The following is a 21,323-nucleotide window of genomic DNA, read 5'->3' on the forward strand; positions in this document are numbered from 1 at the left end:
GGCTCAGGCCGCCCGCATGTCGCGCAGCTGCCACGCCGCGCCGATCAGCAAATACAGCCGGTGCCGCACCACGCTCATCGGCAGGTCGGTCACCAGGTCGACCTCGGTGTGCAGATCGACGACCCTGGCGGCCACCTGCGCCGCGGGATCCGTTGCGCCGAGGCTTGTGTCCACGGCGTCCGGATCCGGCTGCACGGCACGCCAGCGCTGGAACAGGCCATCGTCGCGCAGGGATTGCTGCAACGCGGCAGCAAAGTCATTCGGACCCACGCCTGCATAGGCAAAGCGCGGGTCGGCACCGCGCGCATGAGCCAGATCGGCGATGGAGAGGTAATAGTGGTTGCGGGCCATAAGGCCTCCGATGATGGGCATCCATGCCCATCCAAGCACAACGGATGTGAAAGAACTCAGTCCAGGACCGCCACGGCGGCATGCAGCTGCGCGGCAGCGACGACCGGCGCCACGCCGTGCGGCAGCACGCCCAGACACGGCGCCGGCAACAGCTCGCGCAGGGTCGTCAGGTTCTCTTCCGTCGCCGCCATGGCCGGATCGATGGCATTGCCGATCCAGCCCAGCAGGCGGCAACCATCAGCCTCGATCGCGCGCGCGCTGAGCAAGGCATGATTGAGACAACCCAACCGCAACCCGACCACCAGGATCACCGGCAGTCGCCATTGCCTGGCGATGTCAGACGCGAACAGTCCCGGTGCCAGCGGCACCAGCCAGCCGCCGACGCCTTCGACCACCACGCGTTGATGACTGTCGACCAGTTGCCCGAAGGCGTGCTGCAGCGGCGCCAGCGCGATCTCGACGCCCTCGTGGGCCGCCGCAAGATGTGGCGACAGCGGATCGCGCAATGCCACCGGATTGATCAGCGCGTACGGCAGCGCGTGGCTGCTGGCCGCCTGCAGCGCCAGTGCATCCTCGTTGCGCAAGCCTTCCGGCGTTTCCGCACAACCGCTGGCTACCGGTTTCATGCCGCAGGCTGTGTATCCTGCAGCACGCAAGGCATGCAGCAAGGTGCACGCCGTATGGGTCTTGCCGATACCGGTATCGGTCCCGGCGATGAAGACGCTGCGATCCATTCCAGACAAACTCATACCTCGCCGGGGCTTGCTGCAAAACTTCCGTCCGCCCTCGCGGATGGGTCGGCGCATAATAGGGACTTTGCATCCGGATCACTTCATGTTCGAACTGAAATCACACGTCTACGCCGGCAAGCGCGAGCACTACGAAGACTTGGCGCAGCAGGCGCGTGGCCTGCTCACCGGCGAACGCAACCTGATCGCGAACGCGGCGAATTTCAGCGCGCTGGTCTATCACAGCCTGCCCGACCTCAACTGGGCCGGCTTCTACCTGTACGACGGCAGTGAGCTGGTGGTCGGTCCGTTCCAGGGCAAGCCGGCGTGCATCCGTATCGCACTCGGCCGTGGCGTCTGCGGTACCGCCGCGCAGACGCGCGAAACCCAGCTGGTACGCGACGTCAACGCCTTCGCCGGCCATATCGCCTGCGACGCTGCCTCGCAGTCGGAAATCGTGGTGCCGCTGGTCAAGGCCGACGGCAGCCTGCTTGGCGTATGGGACGTGGACAGCCCGGTTATCGATCGCTTCGACGAAGACGACCGCGCCGGCATGCAGGCGCTGTGTGCGGTGTTCATGGAAGCCGTGCGCGATTGATCTGTGGGGAGCAACTGCAGTTGCTCCCACCATCTCGTGACTCGATGTCAGCGCCCCTGATGCGCACCGTCGCGTGGCTGCCGCAGCAGCGTCATCACCGCTTGTCGCGCCTCTTCCACGCCGGTGCCGGCGGACGAGGAGAATATCTGCGCAGTAGCGTGCAAGCCTTCGGCCATGAACTGCTTGCGCAGTGCCGCGAGCGCCTGCGCAGCCTGTCCGCGCGAGAGCTTGTCGGCCTTGGTCAGCAGCAGGTGGCACGGTAACTGGGTGGCAAAGCAGAACTCCAGCATCAGCCGGTCGAACTCCTTCAGCGGGTGGCGGATATCGACTATCAGCACCAGTCCGCGCAGGCTGTGACGCTGATGCAGGTACGCATCGATCTCCAGCTTCCAGTGCTCGCGCATTTCCAGCGGCACCTTGGCATAACCATAGCCAGGCAGGTCGATCAGGCGCATGTCCGGCAGCGGCTCACCGTTGACCTGGGCCGACGGCAGGCTGAACGCAACCATTTGCTGGGTGCGGCCGGGTGTCTTGGAGGTGCGCGCCAGGCCCTTGTGATTGGTCAGCGCATTCAGCGCGCTGGACTTGCCGGCATTCGAGCGGCCGGCGAACGCCACCTCGGCGCCCTGATCGGCGGGCAGCTGGCTGATGCGGTGTGCGGCGAGCATGAACTGCGCGCCTTGCAGGGGATTCGACATGGGGATGGTTTGACCAAGCTATGGTGGCGCAGGGATAATTCTGCGGTTTCTGCCTGCTGCAGGCCTGATGGCTGCAATTCACGGCGGTGTTCGCAAGTCTCTCGGGAGTCAAGTGTATGAGTTTTCGCTCCGCCGGTTTTCGGCCCGCTGTTCTCGGGTCCGCCATGGCCTTGGTGCTGACACTGTCCGCCAGTGCGCTGATGGCACAGGATGCCCAGCCGAAGACCGCCGCGCCAGCCGCTGCCGGCACGGCAGCCGCACCGGCCAGCGCAGGCAGCACGACAGCGGCGGCGACCGTCGAGGCCGCGGTCAAGCCGGGCGACGCCACCGCCGGCCAGGCCAAGGCTGCCGCCTGCGGCGCCTGTCATGGCATGGACGGCAATTCCAGTGACGCGCAGTACCCGAAGCTGGCCGGCCAGAGCGAGCAGTACATCGTCCGCCAGCTGACCGACTTCAAGGCCGGCAAGCGACAGAACCCGATCATGCTGGGCATGGCCACACCACTGTCCGAGCAGGACATGCATGACATCGGCGCCTACTTCGCCAGCAAGACCTCGCTGCCCGGCGTCGCCGACCAGGCCCTGGTCGAGCACGGCGAGACACTGTTCCGCCAGGGCGATACTACCCGCGGCATTCCAGCCTGCATGGCCTGCCACAGCGTCGACGGTCGCGGCAATCCGGGCGCCATGTATCCGCAGCTGGCCAGCCAGCACGCGCAGTACATCGAAGCCACGCTGAAGGCCTGGCACGATGGCACCACCTGGGGCGACGATACGCACGCACAGGTCATGCCGTTGATTGCGAAGAAACTGGATACCGACGACATCGCCGCGCTGGCCAGCTATATCGAGGGCCTGCACAGCGCCGACATCCAGCCGGCCGCCGCCACGCCCTGATCTGAATCATCCACGCGCCGACCGCAAAGTCGGCGCTGTCGGTTTCAGCCTCCCGATTCAAGTCCAACCCGCTCAAGCTCCACCCGTCGAGGTACTCCATGTTGAAGCGTCTGCCGATCCTGTGTGCCGCCCTGCTCGCGCTTGCCGCCTGCAGCCATGACAACGGCAACGGTACTGCCCAGCCGACCGCGCCTGTCGCGACCAGCAGCGCAGCCACCACCCCGGCCGCCAGCAGTCCGACACCGGCGACGGCAACCACGACGGCAGCTCCCGCAGCCGCCACAACCAGCTCCGCTCCAGCAGCCAGCGGCACGACGGCCGCGGCACCGGCGGCACCGGCCGCTCCGTTCGTCGATACCGGCAAGTGGGTCGAGGGCAAGAACTACTTCCTGATCGACCCGGCGCAGCCGACCAGCCACCCCGGCAAGATCGAGGTGACCGAGGTGTTCTCCTACGGCTGCCCGGCGTGCAACTCGTTCCACGAGACGGTGGACCAGATCGCCAAGAGCCTGCCGGCCAATGCGGTGATGAACTACCTACCTGCCTCGTTCCGCCCTGACGAGAACTGGCCGCTGTACCAGCGTGCCTTTTTCGCGGCGCAGGCGCTGGGCGTGGTCGACAAGACCCACGATGCGATGTACGACGCGGTGTGGAAGAGCGGCGAGCTGTCCACCTACAACCTGAAAGGCAACGGGCTGAAGCCGAAGGAGGCGTGGCCGACGATCGATGACGTGGCGAAGTTCTATGCCAAGTACGGTGTCGATCCGAAGGAATTCGTCGGCATCGCCAACTCGTTCACCGTCAACACCCAGATGAAGCGCGCCGACGACCTGATGAAGGCCTACGGCGTCGACAGCACCCCGTCCATGGTGGTCAACGGCAAGTACCGCTTCACCACCAGTTCCGCCGGCGGCTATGCGCAATCGATCGAACTGACCCAGTGGCTGGTGGCCAAGGAAGCGGCCGGCAAGTAAGTCGCGGATCCGTCGGTTGGTCCGGTCCCCGGCAGCCGAACGGCTGCCATGCAAAGAGAACCTCCCATGCTCAAGCGAATGACCCGATTGCGTGCCATCTTCCTGCTCGGCGGCCTGCTGCTGGCCAGTGCCTGCACCGCCCAGTCCAGCGCGCCGGCGCCGTATACCGAGGGCAACGAATACGTGACCCTGCCTGCCCCCTACCAGCGCTACAGCAGCGCGGGCAAGGTGGAAGTGGTCGAGGTGTTTTCCTACGGCTGCATCCACTGTGCACACTTCGCACCGATCGCGGAAAAGCTGCGCAAGGAGTTGCCTGCCGGCGTCACGTTCAAGCTGGTGCCGGCACCGTTCAATGCCGAATGGCTGCCGTTCGCGCGCGCCTATTACGCGGCCGACCAGCTCGGCGTCGTCGATCGCACGCACCTGCAGCTGTTTGCCGCCAAGTTCGATCAACACTACCCGATCAATTCGATGGATGAACTGGCCGACTTCTACGCACGTGAGGGCGTCGACCGTGCGAAGTTCCTCAGTATCGCCACCTCGCCCGAGGCAACCGCGAAGCTGAAGAGCGACCTGAGCCTGATCCAGCACTGGCAGGTGGATGGCACCCCAAGCATCGTGGTCGATGGCAAGTATCGCGTGAACAATGTCCACTCGCTGGACGAGATAGCCGCCGTGGCCGTATGGCTGGCCAAACGCGAGCTCGGCGGCAAGTAAGCCGGCGGCCCGCGCATACCGCCAGTGGCGCAGCTGGTGCGCGGTTCACCTCGGGTGGATCATGCTGACGGCAGAATCCGGTCGACGGCCCATCGACATGGCCGTCGGCATTCCCCTTCCGTGCAGTGTGTTTCGATGACCCGCGCCGCCCTTCTCCAAGACGCCCCCGCCGAGCGCCGCCTGCGCCTGCTGAGCTGCAACATCCTGGCCGGCGCCAGCGTGCAGCGTTACAGCGAGTACGTCACCCGCAGCATCAATGCAGTGCTGCCGGGACGCAACAAGATGGACAACCTCGACCGGCTTGCCGAGGTACTGCCTCAGTTCGACGTGATCGGCCTGCAGGAAGCCGACGCCGGCAGCCTGCGCTCGGGCTTTCTCAACCAGACCCGCTATCTCGCCGAAACGGCCGGCATGCCGTTCTGGAGCCATCAGCCGAACCGCGCGATGGCGCGGCTGGCGCATTCGGCGAATGGCCTGATCAGCCGCTTGAAACCCCATTCGGTACTGGATTACCCGCTGCCCAGCCGCATCCCCGGTCGCGGCGCCCTGCTGGCGCAGTTCGGTGAAGGTGACAGCGCGCTGGCCGTGATGATCGCGCACCTGTCGCTGAGCGCCCCGGCACGCGCGCGCCAGCTCGGCTTTATTGCCGAGCTGCTGCAGGACTTCCCGCACGCGGTGCTGATGGGCGACCTGAACACCGAACCGAACAGCCTGGAGATGCGGCAATTGTTCACCAAATGCACCCTGCAGCCTCCGGCGCAGTCGACGCCGACCTTCCCCAGCTGGAAGCCGCGGCGGGCGCTGGATCACATTCTGACCTCGGCCACGGTGCGGCTGGACAAGGTATGGACACTACCGCAGGCGTTCTCCGATCACCTGCCGCTGGCCGCCGAAATCCGCCTGCCGGGGCATGTCGGCGGCAAGGCATCGGCACAGAGGCGTCGCCGGTGATGGCGCCGTTGTGGCGCCGGGCGCCGGCATGGCTGGGGCTGCTGGCGGTGGCGCTGGGCGCCGCATGGTTGCGTTACGGCCTGATCGAACCCAGCGTCATGGGCGAACTGTGCAGTGGCAGTCACGGTCCGGCATGGTGCGATTGGCGGCAATGGCTGGTGCTGGGTTTTCAGCACCACGCCGCTGGTATCAGCGTCTATGGCGTCCTCGCCTTGGCCACCGCCGTACTGGCCCTGCTGTCGAAACGTCCCTGGGCGGCCTGGCTGGCGGCCGCAGCGGGAGTGTTCGCGCTGGAGTTGTACTGCTTCGAACCCGGCGCGCTGGCCCTGCTGATCGGCTGCCTACGCCTGCTGCGGCTGCAGGCGCGAACGTCCAATCCACCACTCGGTCAGCACCGGCAGCGCGATCAGCAGATTCAGTCCCAGCCATAGCCACGCCACCGGCGTCAGCCAGGCCTCCTGCTCCAGCACGACCGTCGCCAGCACCGGCACTGCGACAGCGAGGAAACGCTCCTCCAGCGACGGCATCGACAGTTCGCGCCGGTCGGACAACCAGCCCACCAGCGCGTGACCGAGACACGGCAGCATGAACAGGCCCAGCGGAAAATCGCGATAGCGTCCGTCGAACGCCAGCAGCAATCCATAGAACGCCAGCACGAACAATCCGCCGAAGCGCAGCCAGCGCGGCAACGCAAGTGGCCTCTCCCCGGCCAAGCGTGCCGCGATCCAGCGCGCCATCCACAGCCCGCCGAGCAGGGCCAGCGCACAGGCGAGCAACGATACTGTCCACTCCCACGGATCGCGGCAGGCAAACAGCATTTGCCGGAACTGCCATGCCAGCGCACAACCGCTGGCGAGTCCGGCCAGCTTCAGGGCCAGCCAGCCACGCCAGCCGCTCCAGCGGCGGCGCCATGCGCCGATCAGCACGAACAGACCTGCTCCCACCACGCCAGCCAGCCAGCCAGCCCACCAGCGGGGTTCCTCGGTCACCGGTCCTTCCATCGCGAACTTCGGCCGTGCCTGCGCGTCGAAGATGCCCCAGTAACCGCCGGCGGTGCCTTCCTGCGCACGCTTCCATGGCTGGTCGAACGCCTCGATCACGTTGTACGGCATGTTCACCGTGGCCGCATAGCGCAGGAATTCGCGCAGATAGCGCGCCTCGTTGACCAGGCTGGCACTGGCCGCCTGGCGCGGCCGTCCCGCGCTGGGCCAGCCGGTTTCGCCGATCATCACGCGACGGCCGGGAAACGCCTGCTGCACCTTGGCGTACACCGTCGCGACATGCTGCACCGCGCGCTCCGGCGACACCGGCGTGTCCTCCCAATACGGCAGGATGTGGATGGTGAGGTAATCGACCGAACCGGCCAGTTCGGGATGGCGCAACCAGAACTCCCACACATCCGCATACGTCACCGGCACACTGATCGCGGAGCGCACTTCGTGCAGATAGCCGGCCAGTTGCACCGATGACAGCTCGCCACGCAGCAACACCTCGTTGCCCACGATCACACCACGCAGTACCTGCGGATATTTGCGCGCAATCGCGATGCCCAGCCGTACCTGCTGATCGTTCGCCTTCCTGTCGCCACCCAGCCAGATGCCCAGCAGCACCTTCATGCCGTAGCGACTGGCAATCTCCGGTACCGCGCTCAGGCCCTGCCCCTGCGAATAAGTGCGCACGCAGTCGAAGCGTTGCGACAGCGCCCGCAGGTCCTCATCGATGCGTTCGGGGCTGATGAAGGCCTTCGGATCGAGCGGCGTCTCGCCCGCCTTGCGGAACGGCGCATACGACACGCAGGCGATGCGCGCCGACGGCGCATCCGGCAGTGTCACCGGCCGCCCCACGGCCCACCACCAGTACGCGCCGGCCAGCGCCGACAGGACCAGCGCCAGCCAGGCGAATCCGTGCCGGTAATTGACGGGCGAAGAGGCTGACGACATGCCGGTTCCGTAGATGCTGACGATGAAGCGCGCCAGCTTAGCAGGCGCATACGGGCGCGCCGATGGCCTGCGTTCACCTGATCGCCCCAGGGTCATGAACTACACTGCCGGCGGATCGAGCACAGGAGTTTCCATGTCTGTTTCCACCCTTCCACGACGCGTCTCGCGGGCCTGCATGTTGCTGGCCGCCGGATGGCTGCTGGCCAGCACGACTGCTTGGGCCAGTGAACCGAATGCCAGCCAGCGCGCCGCCTTCAGGCAGGCCTATGCCGCCGCGCAGCAGGGTGGCGATGGCTGGCGCAGCCTGGCCGGCGGCCTGCGCAACTATCCGCTGTATCCGTACCTGCCGGCCGCCGCGCTGGAACACGACATCCAGCAGATCGACCGTGCCACGGTGGAGTCGTACCTGAAGCAATACCCGGACTGGATTCCCGCCGCCGACCTGCGCCGCGACTTCCTGCTGGAGCTGGCACGGCGCCAGGACTGGAATGGTTTTCTCGCGCTGTACCAGCCAGGCCTCGGCGATGCGCTGAGCTGCGATGCACTGCAGGCGCAGCTGGCGAACGGTGGTGCGCTGGACTTCGACAAGGATCTGGCAACGCTGTGGACGAAGCCGAACCTGCCCGCCGCCTGCGATCCGGTGCTGAACGCCGCGCACGATCAGGGCCTGCTCACCACAGCCCGGCTGTGGACGCGGATCGATCGCGCCGCCGACGCCGGCCAGGCCGGCACCATCGCCGGCCTCGCGAACTGGTTGCCGGCGGACGACAGCGCCGCCGCGCAGCGACTGGCGCTGGCCCTGCGCGATCCGGCGGGCGCCGCAGCGGCCGCCGCCAGCTGGCCGGATACCTCGCGCAATACGCAAGCCGTCACGCTCGCGCTGAGCCGCCTGGCCCGGCGCCAGTCCGCCAGTGCCGACAGCGCATGGCAGCAGCTGCAGGCACGTTTCAGCTTCAGCGAGCCGCAACGCAACCAGATCCTGCATGCACTGGCGCTGTTCCATGCCACCGATTTCGATGACGGCGCGCTGGCCCGGCTGATCGCCCTGCCGCCTGCCGCGCAAACCGATGCCAGCCGCGAATGGCGCGTGCGCGTCGCGCTGGCGCAACAGGAATGGTCCGCGGTGCTGGCCGCGATCGACGCGATGCCACCCGACCAGCAGCAGAACGGCGAGTGGCGCTACTTCCGCGCGCGTGCACTGGCCGCCACCGGCCAGACCGGACCGGCGCAGGCGCTGTACGCCAGCCTCGCCAGGGAAACCACGTTCTTCGGTTTCCTCGCCGCCGATCAGCTCGGCCAACCCTACGCAATCTGCCCGACTGCGCCGATCGATGACCCGCACCAGCAGCAGGCGCTGCTTGCGCAACCCGGCCTGCAGCGCGCATTCGAGCTGTTCATGGTAGACCTGCCGAAGCTGGCGCGGCGCGAATGGGCACGTGCGCTGGATGGCGCCGACGAACGCACGCAGGTGCTGGCCGTCAAACTGGCGGACGCGCGCGGCTGGTACGACCGCGCGGCATTCACCCTCAACCACGGTGAGGCGATGCACTACTACACGCTGCGCTTCCCGCTCGCCAGCCAGGACGGCGTGGTGCCACAGGCCGAACAGGCCGGCATCGATCCCGCTTGGGCCTACGGCATTCTGCGCGCCGAAAGCGCGTGGATGAGCGACGCGCGCTCCGGCGCCGATGCGCGCGGCCTGATGCAACTGGTGCCGGCCACCGCCGAACTGGTCGCCAAGCGCAACGGCCTGAACTGGAATGGAGGCGATTCGCTGTACGACCCCAGCGTGAACATCGAACTGGGCACGCGCTACCTGGCGCAGATGGCCGAGCGCTACAACGGCGCGCCATGGCTGGCCAGCGCCGCCTACAACGCCGGCCCGAACCGCGTCGACCAGTGGGTAGCCGCACGCAGCAAGCTGGCGCCGGACCTGTTCATCGCCACCATCCCGTTCAAGGAAACCCGCGAATACGTGGCACGCGTGATGGACTTCAGCGTGATGTACGACTGGCGCCTGCACGGCAAGGCCGTACCGCTGAGCGACCGCATGACCGCGATCGGCCAGCCATACAGCCTGCCCGATGCCGGCACCGCGCGACGCACGGTCGACTGCCCGGCGATCGCCCCGACCGGCACACCGGTACCCGCAGCCAGCACGACGGGGACCTCCTCGCCATAACATCCTGTCCGTCCCGAGGATCTTTCCACATGGCCGCACGGCAACTCGTCATCCTCGGTGGCACCGGTTTCGTCGGCAGCCATCTGGTGCCGCGACTGGCCGCCGATGGTCACCGCATCGTGCTGCTCAGTCGCAACCGCGAGCAGCATCGCGAGCTGGGCGTGCTGCCGCAGGTACGCGTACGCAGCGCCGACGTCTACAACGACGACGTGCTGCGCCGTGAACTCGATGGCGCCGACGCGGTGATCAACCTGATCGGCATTCTCAACCCGCGTGGCAAGCACAGCTTCCAGCGTGCGCATGTGGAGCTGACCAAACGCGTGATCGCAGCCTGCCATGCGAGCAGCGTGAAGCGATTGCACCAGATGAGTTCGCTCAAGGCCGGTCAAGGGCTGTCGCAATACCTGAAGACGCGCGGCGAGGCCGAGGCCCTGGTCAAGTCATCGGGACTCGACTGGACGATCTACCAACCCAGCGTGATCTTCGGTGAAGGCGATGGTCTGGTCAGCCGCTTCGCCACGCTGCTGCGGCGCATGCCGGTGCTGCCGCTGGCACGTGCGAAAGTGCGAATGGCGCCTACCTGGGTCGGCGACGTAGCCGAAGCGATCTCCCGTTGCGTCGGTAGCGACAAACTCGGCCAGCGTCGCAGCTTCGAGCTGTACGGCCCCGAAGCACTGACCTTGGGCGACATCGTGCGCGCCATCCGCGACAGCGCCGGCCTGCGCACGCCGATCATTCCGTTGCCCGACAGCCTCGGCCGGCTGCAGGCGCAGTTCGCCGGCCTGCTGCCCGGCAAGCCGTTTTCGCTCGACAACTTCCTGTCGCTGCGCACCGACTCGGTCGGCAAGACGGATGGCTACGCCACGCTCGGCATTACGCCACAGCCGTTCACGCCGTGGTTGCCGCGATTGCTCGGCAGATCGCCGCTGCAGCGGCGGCTGAATGGGGCGCGGGCGCTGCGTCGATAAGCTGTCACTCCTCAGCCGTCGACTGCTCTACCCGTTCTTTTCACTTCCAGATGGAGCCTGACGGGGAAGCTCCTCAACGGTTCACCTTTTTCAAAAGACTCTGTCGCTACATCTGTGTTTCGAAAACAAGGCGATAGTTTGTTGCGTTGTGTGATCGATAATTCTTTCGGTCCCGAAATTCTCGGCACTGAGGGCTGAGCACCCAAAGAGGTGGCTCGTCGAATCCACACCCCCGGTCGTTCTCTTGAGTTTTCAGGCTATCGTCGGTCGCGGATTCCTGCCGCCGGCGTGCAACCGCATGGCAGAATCCCCCTATGCACATCTATCTGGTCGGCGGCGCGGTCCGTGACAAATTGCTGGGGCGGCCGGTGGTCGATCACGACCATGTAGTGGTCGGCGCGCTGCCCGAGGAGCTGCTGGCGCTGGGCTACAAGCCGGTGGGCAAGGATTTCCCGGTGTTCCTGCACCCCAAGACGGGTGAGGAATATGCACTGGCGCGCACCGAACGCAAGACCGGACGCGGCTATCACGGCTTCGTGTTCCAGGCCGACGCTTCGGTGACGCTGGAGCAGGATCTGGCGCGGCGCGACCTCACCATCAACGCGATCGCCGAGGATGCGCAGGGCACACTGACCGATCCGTATCACGGCGTGCACGATATCGAGGCGCGCGTGCTGCGGCATGTGTCGCCCGCGTTTGTCGAGGATCCGGTGCGCGTGCTGCGCGTGGCGCGTTTCGCTGCACGCTTCGCGCCACTGGGTTTCACGGTGGCCGAGGAGACGATGGCGTTGATGCGGCAGATGGTCGACGACGGCGAGGTCGATCACCTGGTACCCGAACGCGTGTGGGCGGAGACCCGCAAGGCGCTGGGCGAGCCGCAGCCATCGGCGTTCCTGCGCGTGCTGCGCGAATGTGGTGCGCTGGCGGTACTGTTCCCCGAAGTCGATGCGCTTTATGGCGTGCCGCAGCGCGCCGAGTTCCATCCCGAGATCGATACCGGCGTGCACCTGGAAATGGTGCTGGATGCCGCGGCGCGGATCGCGCCGGGCGACGACCTGGTCGGTTTCTGCGCGCTCACGCACGACCTCGGCAAGGCGCTGACGCCGGCCGACGAACTGCCGCGACATGTCGGCCACGAGCATCGTGGCGTGGCGCCGCTGCGCGCGCTGACTGCGCGACTGAAGGTGCCGACCGAACATGCCGCGCTGGCCGAACTGGTCTGCCGCGAGCATCTGAATGCACATCGCGTGTTCGAGCTGAAGCCGGCCACCGTGCTGAAACTGCTGGGTTCACTCGATGCATTGCGGCGGCCGGCGCGACTGGCGGCGTTTCTGGCTGCCTGCGAAGCCGACAAGCGCGGCCGGCTGGGCCACGAACACGATGCCTACCCGCAGGCCGGATACCTGCGCGAAGCCACGGCCGCGGCGGCAGCCGTCGATGCCAGTGCGTTTGTCGAACAAGGCCTGACAGGGCCGGCCATTGGCACGGCCATGGCCGCAGCCCGCACCAGCGCGATCGCCGCCGTGAAAACTAACCACCCGCCAAGCTGATCCGCGGTATAAAACCCGGATAATGAAGCTCGCCCGCATCGGGCATCTGTCGATCCCATGTTCTGCTGGAGCTGCCCGTGTCGCGTGCATTCAATCCGCCCTCACCCCTGCGTCAGCGTTTTCGCCCTCTGCTGTGGCTGGCCATCGTCTTCCTGGCGATCTGCTTCGTCACCCGCGTCGCGCTGCTGGTCATGTCCGGCCAGGAAGTGCCGCATACGCCGTTGAATCTGCTGTACGCCTTTGGCGTGGGCCTCGGCTACGACCTGGTCACCTTCGTCTACGTGGCATGGCCGATGGTGCTGATGCTGTGGCTGGTGCCGGCGCGGCGCGCGTGGATTTCCGGGTTCGGACAGTGGCTGCTGTACCTGATCGGCATGGCGTTGCTGTATGCGGCCTGCCTCGGTCTGGTGTTCCTGCTGTGGCATGTGCATGCGCGCGAGTCGTGGCCGCTGATCGTGCTGTTCCTGTTCTTCCTGCCGATGCCGGCGCTGGCGTACTCGGCGCGCAGCGGTCAATGGGCGATGTACGTGATGGGCCTGGTGTTGCTGTACGGACTGTTCTTCGTGGCGGCATCCGAGCTGGTGTTCTGGAACGAGTTCAGCGTGCGCTTCAATTTCATCGCGGTGGATTATCTGGTCTACACCACCGAGGTGATCGGCAATATCCAGGAGTCCTACCCGATCGGCCGCTGGCTGGCGCTGCTGATGGTGGTCGCGCTGGTGGTGTTTGTACTGACCAAGCGCGGCCTGCGCACGCGCGATGGCGGCAGCCGCTTCTGGCAACGCAGCAAGCTGGTGCTGTTGTGGCTGGTGCTGACCGTGATCTCGCTGTTCGCGGTCAACAGCGGGATGAAGGATCGCACCGGCAACAACTATGTCGACGAGCTCGCCGGCAACGGCATCTACCAGTTCTTCGCCGCGTTCCGCAGCAGCCATCTCGATTACGCGAAGTTCTACCAGACCCTGCCGGACGACAAGGCATTCGGCATCCTGCGCGACAACCTGAAGGCGCCAAACGCGAGCTTCATCAGCGACGATCCCAGGGACCTCACCCGCGCGATCACCCACGTCGGACCGGAGAAGCATCTCAATGTGGTGCTGATCAGCGTGGAGAGCCTGTCCGGCGATTACCTGGGCACGTTCGGCAACAAGGAAAACCTCACGCCGTATCTGGACTCGCTGGTCAGCCAGAGCGTGTTCTTCGACAACATGTATGCGAACGGCACGCGTACCGTGCGCGGGCTGGAAGCGTTGTCGCTGTCGGTACCGCCGACGCCCGGTGATTCGCTGATCCGCGAGCACAACAACGAAAACCTGTTCTCGATCGCCGACATCTTCAACGATCGCGGCTACCAGTCGGACTTCGTCTACGGTGGCTACGGCTACTTCGACAACATGAACTACTTCTTCAGCCACAACGGCTACAAGACGGTGGACCGTGGCGACATCCCGAAGGATGCGGTGATCCACAGCCAGAACGTGTGGGGTGTCTCGGACGAGGATCTGTACACGCTGGCGTTGAAGCAGATGGATGACGCGCAGGCTGCCGGCAAGCCGTTCTTCCTGCACATCATGACCACCTCCAACCACCGGCCGTATACCTACCCGGCCGGACGGGTATCGCAGATCGCGCCGTCGCGTCCGGGCGCGGTGGCGTATACCGACTGGTCGATCAAGGACTTCATCCAGCGCGCGCGCAGCAAGCCGTACTTCGACAACACCGTGTTCGTGATCACCGCCGACCACTGCGCTTCCAGCGCCGGCAAGACCGCGCTGCCGATCAACCACTACCATATCCCGTTGTGGATCTATTCGCCGAAGAATTTCCCGCCGCAGCGCGTGCATACCTTGATGGGGCAGCTGGACATCCCGCCGACCCTGCTCGGCATGCTCAATTTCAGCTACCGTACGCGCTTCTTCGGCCAGGACGTGTTTCAGCTACCGGCCGGCGGCGGCCACGCCCTGCCGGGCACCTACGAGAAGCTCGGCTACCTGCGCGACGACGTGCTCACCGTGCTCGAACCACGCCGCAAGCTGGAGCAGATGAAACCGGATTACGCCACCGGCGACGCCACGCCGATCCAGCCGGTGAACCAGGCGATGGTCGATCAGACCATCGCTTACTACCAGGTCGCCAGCGACCTGTTCAAGCGTGGCCAGCTGGTACGCCGGCCGAGCGATTCGACGCCGGTGCAGCCGGTGCCGCTGCCCGCGCCGGCGGCATCCGCACCGGCACCTGCCACTTCGGTGCCAGCCAGTCCGATGGCAACACCGGCAGCGGCCGGCACTCACTGAGCGAGTCATCGCCCGGTGTCGTCGGCCGACAACACCGGGTTCGCCGCTGATGACTACAGCCGGTCGCCCTGATCGGCGGCCAGCAGTTCGGCCGGCAACGGCAGCGCCTCAAGGCCACGCGCCAGCAGCATCGCCTGGAAACGCTCGCCCATCTGGTCGGGCAGCATCAGCCGCTTCACCTGCTGCGCCAGCCGGTAGCGGCTGTGCTCGTCGGCGATCTTCGCCTGCTCGCTTTCGAAGATGTCCTGCAGGCCGGCGCCGATCAGGAACTGCGCTTGCGGCAGGTACGCGGCCACGCCGAAGCCGGCGCTGTTGCCGGCCTCGGCCAGCGCGGTGAAATCGACCGAGGCGGTGAGGTCGTTCAGGCCCGGCAGATACAGCGGATCGTTGTGCGCGTGATGGCGGTAATGCACCATCAAGGTGCCGTCGTCGCGCTCGGGCAGGTAGAACTCGCGGCGCACGTAGCCGTAGTCGACGAACAGCATCAGCCCGGCCGTCAGCGAACCGGCCACCGCCTGGATCCAGTACGGCAGCTGCGGCAGGATTTCCGAGCGGTAGCCCTCGGGGAAGTCAGTGCCGAGGTCACGTTCGACATGACGCACTGCGCCGACCACCAGCGCATCGGCCGGACGATCGACGCGCAGCAAGCGGCCCTCGCCATCCAGCGCCACATGCTCCTCGTAGACCTCGCCCGTGCGCATCGCGAAGCGGGTAGCCGGCAAGGCATCGATTACCTCGTTGGCAAACAGCACGCCGCGCCAGCCCTGCTCGGGTGGGCAATCCAGCCATTGCACGCGCGCGCTTAGCTCGGCCGGAAGATTCGCGCGCAAGCGTTCGCGCTGACGCGCGCGCAGGTCGGCGCTGGGTTCGAGGATCAGGTATTGCCGCGGCAGCGTGCCACCGGCGGCCAGCGCCTTGAGCGCCGCCTCGGCAAACGCGCCGCTGCCACCGCCCAGCTCAAGGAAATCCGCGTCGTCGCCGAGCATCGCCAGCACCGGCTGCACGGCATTGACCACGCAGCGCGCGAACAGCTCGCCCAGTTCCGGCGCGGTGACGAAATCGCCGGCCGCGCCGAACTTGGTCTTGCCAGCGCTGTAGTAACCCAGCCCCGGCGCATACAGGCAACGCTCCATGTATTGCGAGAACGGCAATGGCCCATGCGAGGCGATCTGTTCGCGCAGCAATTGCAGCAGGTGATCGGAATGCGCGCGCTCGTCGGCGCTCGGTTCGGGAAGTTGCGATCGCATGGGTTTTGCCGGCAGCAAAAAATCGCCGCCAGCATAGCGGATGAGACAACGACATCCGCTTCACCAGAGTGCTTCGAGCGGCTATCTGGCTAGCGCCCGCCGCTCATCCCGCCCTTCTCCCCAATGAGAAGAAGGGGAACCACGACCAGAAATGAACGATCCGTGCTTAAGCGCAAAGCTCCAATTTTCGTCATTCCTGCGAGGTGCTTTTCAACAGCCAAAGCCTGGTCAAGCAGGAATCCAGTGATTTCAGACTGCCAGAGGCGCTGGATCCCCGCTTCCGCGGGGATGACGAGCTCAAGTAAGTGTCATTCCGATCAGAAATCCTTCTGCAGGCTCAGGTACAGGCCGCGACGTGGACCGAACTGCGGCGCACCGACGCCGATGCCGGTGCCGTCACGCAGCTCGTAGGTGCGGTCCAGCGCATTGATCAGCGCCAGCTGGGTGTGCAGCTGGCCGAAATGATCGAACGTGAAGTCGTGCGACACATTGAAGTTCAACTGGAAGTAGTCCGGCAGGGTGCCACCGTTCGGTACGCTGCCGTCCTTGCGCAGGCCGGTGCCGAACAGGTAGTCGGCGCCGACCTTGGTAGCATCGCCCAGTGCGTAACTGACGCCGCCGGACGAGGTGTACTTCTGGTCGTGGTCGAGATAGATGTAGTTGTTGGCGATGTAGGCCAGATCTTCCGGACTGAAGTTGTACTGGCTGGTCATCACGTCCTTGCCCATCGCCTTGGTGTAGGAGAAGTTGAAATAGGCCGACAGCGGACCAGCGTTGTAGTTCGCCGTGAACTCCGCGCCACCGACGCGGCCGTACTTGTAGTTGAAGGTGGAATACACCAGCGCCGCGCCGAACTGGCCTTCGTCCTGCAAACGGCTCACCTTGCGGTAGTAGGTATCCAGGCCCAGCGTCCAGTCGCTGCCCAGGTTCTGCGAGACGCCGACGTCGAAGTAGTTGGAGCGCTCGGCCAGCGGCGTGTTGTCGCCATAGTTCTTCACCGCGTTGGTGGTGCCTGCAAACGCGGCGAGATCCGTCGAGGAAATCAGCTCGGTCGCCGGCGGTGTGAAGTAGCGCGAGTAGCCGGCGTGCACGGTGGTGGTGCTGGTGGCCTGCCACACTACGCCCAGGCGCGGGCTCAACTGGCTTGCGGTGGCATTGAACGCCTGGTACTGGTCGCCGCGCAGGCCGTAGTTCACCGTCCAGTTCTGGCCGATGTTCCACTCGTCCTGCACGTAGGCCGACCAGGTCTTGGCCGTGATCTGATCACCGGTGAAGATGTTGAACGGCACGGTGCTGGCCTGGCTTCCGTCCGGGTTGGCCGGAAACACCAGCGAATTGGTGTTGGTGCTGGCGTGGTCGAAGCTGCCGTACAAACCGTAACGCAAGGTGTGGTTGTCGCCCATCGGCGTGGAGAAATCCGCCTGCAGCGTACTGGCGCGATCGCTCTGGTTGATCGCGCCGGCGACACCGTTGAACATCAGGTCGCCGATGTCGTCGGGCAGGTACTGCAGGCCGCTGTAGCGCTGGCCCAGCGAGACCTGGTAGTCGGTACTGCCGAACTTGCCCTGCAGAGCCAGCACGCCGAAACGGGTCTGCTCGTTCTGCCGTTCGTCCAGGTTGGCGGAATTGAAGTCGACCGTGTCGAGGTAGCCGAACTGCGGCGTCTGATCCGGATTGTCGGGAATCTGGAAACGGTTGTTGGCAGCGCCAAACAGAAAGCTCAACCGGGTGTCATTGTCGATCAGGTAGCTGATGTCGCCGAACGCCTTCGCCTGGTTGGTGTGATCGTGGATCGGCGTGCGGCTGGCGGTCGGGTTTTCGATGCCGACATCGTTTTCCAGATAGTTCGCGGTGAAGAACGCGCTCCACTGGCCACTGCTGCCCCACAGCGAAACGTTGGGATTGAACGTGCCGAACGAACCGGTGGTGACGCCGACGCTGCCGCCATTACCCAGCTCGCTGCCGCTCTTGGTGGTGATGTCGACCACCGCCGCGGTGCGCAGGCCGTATTGCGCCGGCAAGGCGCCGTCGAGCAGCTTCACGCTCTGGATCGTGCGGGCGTCCAGAGTCTGGCCAAAGCCCGAGATCGACTCGGGAATGATCACGCCGTTGATGCGGTACTGCAGGTTGGCGTGATCGCCACGCACGTGCAAACCACCGTAGGAATCCTGCACCACGCCGGGCGCCTGCAGCAACACCTGGTTCATTGGCGTCGAGGCACCCAGCGGCAGCTGGGCAATCGCCTTCTGATCGATCACGTACTGGCTGCTGCCGGTATCCGGCGACAGTGCGTTGCGTGCCTGATCCAGCTTGGCCGACACGTTGATCGCGCCCAGATCCTTGGTCGTGGGCTGCGGGTTGCCGGCGCCGCTATCCGCCGGCTCGTCCGTGGCGGCAGTGGCCGTGGTCGTCGCTGCAGACGTATCGGCGGCATGAACGACGGTCGTGGCCAGCGCAACGGCAAGGCTCAGGGCAAGCAGGGAAGGTTTCATCACGAATTCCAGCGGGGACAAGGGGAAATGATCTATTTCGTAATGTTATAACATTACTAATCATCCGTCTCGTCCGCCTGCGCCAGAAGTCATGCATGCGGATCAGGCATATACCGCGGGCTGGCTCTCGCCGGCCCATTGAGTCTGGCTTCACATCGCTCCTCTAGACTGCGGACATACGCCAACTCACGGCGCGATCCCCTCACGGAGCTCCGCATGGCCAAGTACAGCGAGAACGTTCCCGCCGTCATCGCACCGGCCGACCACAACCGGGTGACCCAGGCCATCCTCGATTTCGTCAGCCGCGTGCCGGACAGCAAGGTCGGCACAAGCGGAGACCCCGCCAGCGAAGCGCGCCGGCTGGCCCAGCGTGCCGCCCAGCGTGCCGCGCTCACCGCCGGCTCGCTGGCATTGCCGCCCGGGCCGCTGGGCTGGCTGACCCTGCTGCCGGAGCTGATCGCGATCTGGAAGATCCAGGGCCAGATGGTCAGCGACATCGCCGCTGCCTACGGCCGCAACCACACTCTCGGCCGCGAGCAGATGCTGTGGTGCCTGTTCCGGCATACCGCGGCGCAGGCATTCCGCGACCTGGTCGTGCAGATGGGCGATCGTCTGGTATTCCGCCGCATGTCCTATACCGTCGCGCAGCGCGTGGCGAAGCAAGTCGGCGTCAAGCTCACCCAGCGCACGGTGAGCGAAGGCCTGTCGCGCTGGCTGCCGGTGATCGGCGCACTTGGCGTCGGCGCCTACGCGTATTACGACACCGGACAGGTCGCCAGCACCGCGATCGCCTTGTTCAGTGGCGATGTCGTGATGGAAAGCGAGCCCGATGAAGCCAGCGCGGAACCCGCCAAGGCAGCACCACGCAAGAAAGCATCGCCGGTGCGTCGCGCGGTGGACAAGCTGGTGGACAAGGCGACGACCGGTGCTGCACACAAGGTCGCCAGTGCCGCACGCAAGGCCGCGAGCAGGAAACCACGCAAGCCGAAGGCGGATTGACGGTACGCCTGCGTAGAATGGATCAGGCCATCCCTAGATTGCCGCAGGAGCCGACGCATGAAGCCACGCCATGAGCGACCCGTCGCGCTGATTACCGGTGCCGGTCGACGTGTGGGTGCGGTGATCGCGCGCACGCTGCACGCGGCAGGCTACGACCTGGCCCTGCACTATCGTCACTCCATCAACGACGCCCGCACGCTGGCCGACGAGCTGGAACAGCAACGCACCGGCAGCACCCTGCTGCTGCAGGCGGAGCTGGCCGATCTGCCTGCACTGCCGGTGCTGATCGAACAGCTGCTGGCGCATTACGACCGACTCGATGCGCTGGTCAACAACGCCTCTGCGTTCTACCCGACGCCGCCAGGCACGGCGACGCCGGCGCAATGGAACGAGTTGTTCGCCTCCAACGCGCAGGCACCGTTCTTCCTCAGCCAGGCAGCCATCCCGGCGCTGCGCGAGGCACGCGGCAGCATCGTCAGCCTGGTGGACATCTACGCCGAGCGCCCTCTGGCGCAACATCCGCTGTACTGCATGGCCAAGGCGGCGCTCGCCGCAATGACCCGTTCGCTGGCGCTGGACCTGGGTCCCGAGATACGCGTCAACGGCGTGGCGCCCGGTGCCGTGCTGTGGCCCAGCGACGGCAAGCCCTACGCCGACCAGCAGGCGATGCTCGCGCGCACTCCCTTGCAGCGGTCCGGCTCACCGGACGATGTCGCCGGCACCGTGCTGTGGCTGCTGCGCGATGCGCCATTCGTCACCGGCCAGATCATCCACGTGGACGGTGGCCGCACGCTGCCGGTGTGAGCGGCGGTTGCTGCATGCGGCAACCGCCACGTATCACGCTTACTTCTGCTTGCTGCGGAAGGCCTGCTCCAGCAACGCCTGGTCGAAACCCACGCTGGCTTCACCGGATTCCGCGTAGCGATACAGCGCTGCGGCATAGATGCCGTGCAGCGACGACTGGATCAGCCCGAGCAGGATGAAGCCGAGCACCGCCACGACCACGGCAAGCACGATCGCCACGACGGATTGCGATGCGACTGCGCCACCCACCAGCACGGCTGCCACCAGCACGGCCAACAACATGAGCAGGCCGAACACCACGCCGATGCCGCCGTTGCCGATCAGATTCTCGCCCCAGCTGCGCTTGAGCAGCTCCACGCTGCGCTTGACCGCATCCACCGGCCCCACGTCCTGGCTGGCCAGGATCGGCACCACCAGGAACGTGGCCACGGTCCAGGCCAGTCCGAGAAAGCCGACCACCAGCCGGCCGATCAGGCCGAGCCGTTCCTGAACCATCCGCAGCACCAGACCCACCGTGGCCGCGATCAGCGCATAGCCAAAGATGTGTGGCAGCCGTGAACGCGCCAGCGCAAAACCCGCCGCCACGCTGGTCGGCTCACCGCGCAGATGCATCAACGCCACGCCGGTCAGCGCGGTCTGGAAGAAGATGATCACGAAGTACTGCACCAGATAGAACGCGAACATCAGCAGATACGCACCCACCGACATGCGCTGATGGAAATCCTGCCCGACATGCTCGCCACCGATCACCATCACCGCGACCGGGATCAGGAAACTCGCCGCCACCAGCAGCGTGCACAGCCCCGACAGCAACGGAAACACCAGCAATGACTTGTCCGAACGCAGTACCGCCGCGCTCGCCTTCATCAAGGCCCAACTGCGTGCAAATTTTCCAGCCATGTGCGTCGCCCCCGCGTCCGTGGATTGTGAAGGC

General features: G+C 65.7%; 19 protein-coding genes. 12 read left to right on the top strand and 7 right to left on the bottom strand.

Features of this window, described 5'->3' with window-relative positions; translation table 11 throughout:
- Window positions 1-3: 3 nt before the first annotated feature.
- Window positions 4-351, bottom strand: coding sequence for a hypothetical protein (locus ACYVKM_RS12965; RefSeq protein WP_460878028.1), 348 nt, complete (start codon window positions 349-351; stop codon window positions 4-6).
- A 56-nt stretch (window positions 352-407) separates the two neighbouring features.
- On the bottom strand, window positions 408-1,085 hold the full coding sequence (gene bioD, locus ACYVKM_RS12970) for a dethiobiotin synthase (protein WP_460878029.1): 678 nt from the start codon (window positions 1,083-1,085) through the stop codon (window positions 408-410).
- Window positions 1,086-1,185: 100 nt separating this feature from the next.
- Between bioD and ACYVKM_RS12975 the strand changes: the two genes are divergently transcribed.
- Window positions 1,186-1,677 carry a GAF domain-containing protein gene (locus ACYVKM_RS12975; RefSeq protein WP_460878030.1) on the top strand — a complete coding sequence of 164 codons (492 nt, stop codon included), beginning with the start codon at window positions 1,186-1,188 and terminating at the stop codon, window positions 1,675-1,677.
- 47 nt (window positions 1,678-1,724) lie between these two features.
- On the opposite strand, the gene yihA is transcribed toward ACYVKM_RS12975, so the two are convergent.
- Window positions 1,725-2,375, bottom strand: coding sequence for a ribosome biogenesis GTP-binding protein YihA/YsxC (gene yihA, locus ACYVKM_RS12980; RefSeq protein WP_460878031.1), 651 nt, complete (start codon window positions 2,373-2,375; stop codon window positions 1,725-1,727).
- A gap of 164 nt (window positions 2,376-2,539) precedes the next feature.
- On the opposite strand from yihA, the gene ACYVKM_RS12985 reads away from it, so the two are divergent.
- From ACYVKM_RS12985 to ACYVKM_RS13005, 5 genes are all read left to right on the top strand, one after another.
- Complete coding sequence (locus tag ACYVKM_RS12985) at window positions 2,540-3,271, top strand: c-type cytochrome (protein WP_460878032.1); 732 nt, start codon at window positions 2,540-2,542, stop codon at window positions 3,269-3,271.
- A 98-nt stretch (window positions 3,272-3,369) separates the two neighbouring features.
- Complete coding sequence (locus ACYVKM_RS12990; protein ID WP_460878033.1) at window positions 3,370-4,245, top strand: thiol:disulfide interchange protein DsbA/DsbL; 876 nt, start codon at window positions 3,370-3,372, stop codon at window positions 4,243-4,245.
- A gap of 66 nt (window positions 4,246-4,311) precedes the next feature.
- Window positions 4,312-4,962 carry a thiol:disulfide interchange protein DsbA/DsbL gene (locus ACYVKM_RS12995; RefSeq protein ID WP_460878034.1) on the top strand — a complete coding sequence of 217 codons (651 nt, stop codon included), beginning with the start codon at window positions 4,312-4,314 and terminating at the stop codon, window positions 4,960-4,962.
- 135 nt (window positions 4,963-5,097) lie between these two features.
- Window positions 5,098-5,913, top strand: coding sequence for an endonuclease/exonuclease/phosphatase family protein (locus ACYVKM_RS13000; RefSeq protein WP_460878035.1), 816 nt, complete (start codon window positions 5,098-5,100; stop codon window positions 5,911-5,913).
- Complete coding sequence (locus tag ACYVKM_RS13005) at window positions 5,913-6,344, top strand: hypothetical protein (protein ID WP_460878036.1); 432 nt, start codon at window positions 5,913-5,915, stop codon at window positions 6,342-6,344. Before ACYVKM_RS13000 ends, ACYVKM_RS13005 begins: the two co-directional genes overlap by 1 nt.
- Here the strand turns inward: ACYVKM_RS13005 and ACYVKM_RS13010 are convergent.
- A complete protein-coding gene (locus ACYVKM_RS13010; protein WP_460878037.1) occupies window positions 6,255-7,853 on the bottom strand; it encodes a glycoside hydrolase family 17 protein in 1,599 nt (532 codons plus the stop codon). The genes ACYVKM_RS13005 and ACYVKM_RS13010 overlap by 90 nt on opposite strands.
- A gap of 133 nt (window positions 7,854-7,986) precedes the next feature.
- Between ACYVKM_RS13010 and ACYVKM_RS13015 the strand changes: the two genes are divergently transcribed.
- The 4 genes from ACYVKM_RS13015 (at window position 7,987) to ACYVKM_RS13030 (ending at window position 14,847) form a co-directional block, all read left to right on the top strand.
- Window positions 7,987-10,035, top strand: coding sequence for a transglycosylase SLT domain-containing protein (locus ACYVKM_RS13015; protein WP_460878038.1), 2,049 nt, complete (start codon window positions 7,987-7,989; stop codon window positions 10,033-10,035).
- A gap of 29 nt (window positions 10,036-10,064) precedes the next feature.
- Entirely contained in the window at window positions 10,065-11,003 is a 939-nt protein-coding gene (locus ACYVKM_RS13020) for a complex I NDUFA9 subunit family protein (protein WP_460878039.1), read from the top strand.
- Between the two features lie 314 nt (window positions 11,004-11,317).
- A complete protein-coding gene (locus tag ACYVKM_RS13025; protein ID WP_460878040.1) occupies window positions 11,318-12,553 on the top strand; it encodes a multifunctional CCA addition/repair protein in 1,236 nt (411 codons plus the stop codon).
- Between the two features lie 77 nt (window positions 12,554-12,630).
- The gene (locus tag ACYVKM_RS13030) at window positions 12,631-14,847 is read left to right on the top strand and encodes an LTA synthase family protein (protein WP_460878041.1); all 2,217 of its coding nucleotides are present in this window, start codon (window positions 12,631-12,633) and stop codon (window positions 14,845-14,847) included.
- 53 nt (window positions 14,848-14,900) lie between these two features.
- On the opposite strand, the gene ACYVKM_RS13035 is transcribed toward ACYVKM_RS13030, so the two are convergent.
- Together ACYVKM_RS13035 and ACYVKM_RS13040 are read right to left on the bottom strand one after the other, a co-directional pair.
- Entirely contained in the window at window positions 14,901-16,094 is a 1,194-nt protein-coding gene (locus tag ACYVKM_RS13035) for a class I SAM-dependent methyltransferase (RefSeq protein WP_460878042.1), read from the bottom strand.
- Between the two features lie 317 nt (window positions 16,095-16,411).
- The gene (locus tag ACYVKM_RS13040; RefSeq protein ID WP_460878043.1) at window positions 16,412-18,586 is read right to left on the bottom strand and encodes a TonB-dependent receptor; all 2,175 of its coding nucleotides are present in this window, start codon (window positions 18,584-18,586) and stop codon (window positions 16,412-16,414) included.
- Between the two features lie 216 nt (window positions 18,587-18,802).
- On the opposite strand from ACYVKM_RS13040, the gene ACYVKM_RS13045 reads away from it, so the two are divergent.
- Together ACYVKM_RS13045 and ACYVKM_RS13050 are read left to right on the top strand one after the other, a co-directional pair.
- Window positions 18,803-19,585, top strand: coding sequence for a hypothetical protein (locus ACYVKM_RS13045; RefSeq protein ID WP_460878044.1), 783 nt, complete (start codon window positions 18,803-18,805; stop codon window positions 19,583-19,585).
- A gap of 57 nt (window positions 19,586-19,642) precedes the next feature.
- Window positions 19,643-20,389, top strand: a complete 747-nt coding sequence (locus tag ACYVKM_RS13050) for a pteridine reductase (protein ID WP_460878045.1) — start codon at window positions 19,643-19,645, stop codon at window positions 20,387-20,389.
- A 39-nt stretch (window positions 20,390-20,428) separates the two neighbouring features.
- On the opposite strand, the gene ACYVKM_RS13055 is transcribed toward ACYVKM_RS13050, so the two are convergent.
- Window positions 20,429-21,289 carry a DUF6159 family protein gene (locus ACYVKM_RS13055; protein WP_460878046.1) on the bottom strand — a complete coding sequence of 287 codons (861 nt, stop codon included), beginning with the start codon at window positions 21,287-21,289 and terminating at the stop codon, window positions 20,429-20,431.
- Between the last annotated feature and the right edge of the window lie 34 nt (window positions 21,290-21,323).

It is taken from the genome of Rhodanobacter koreensis, from assembly GCF_054782855.1.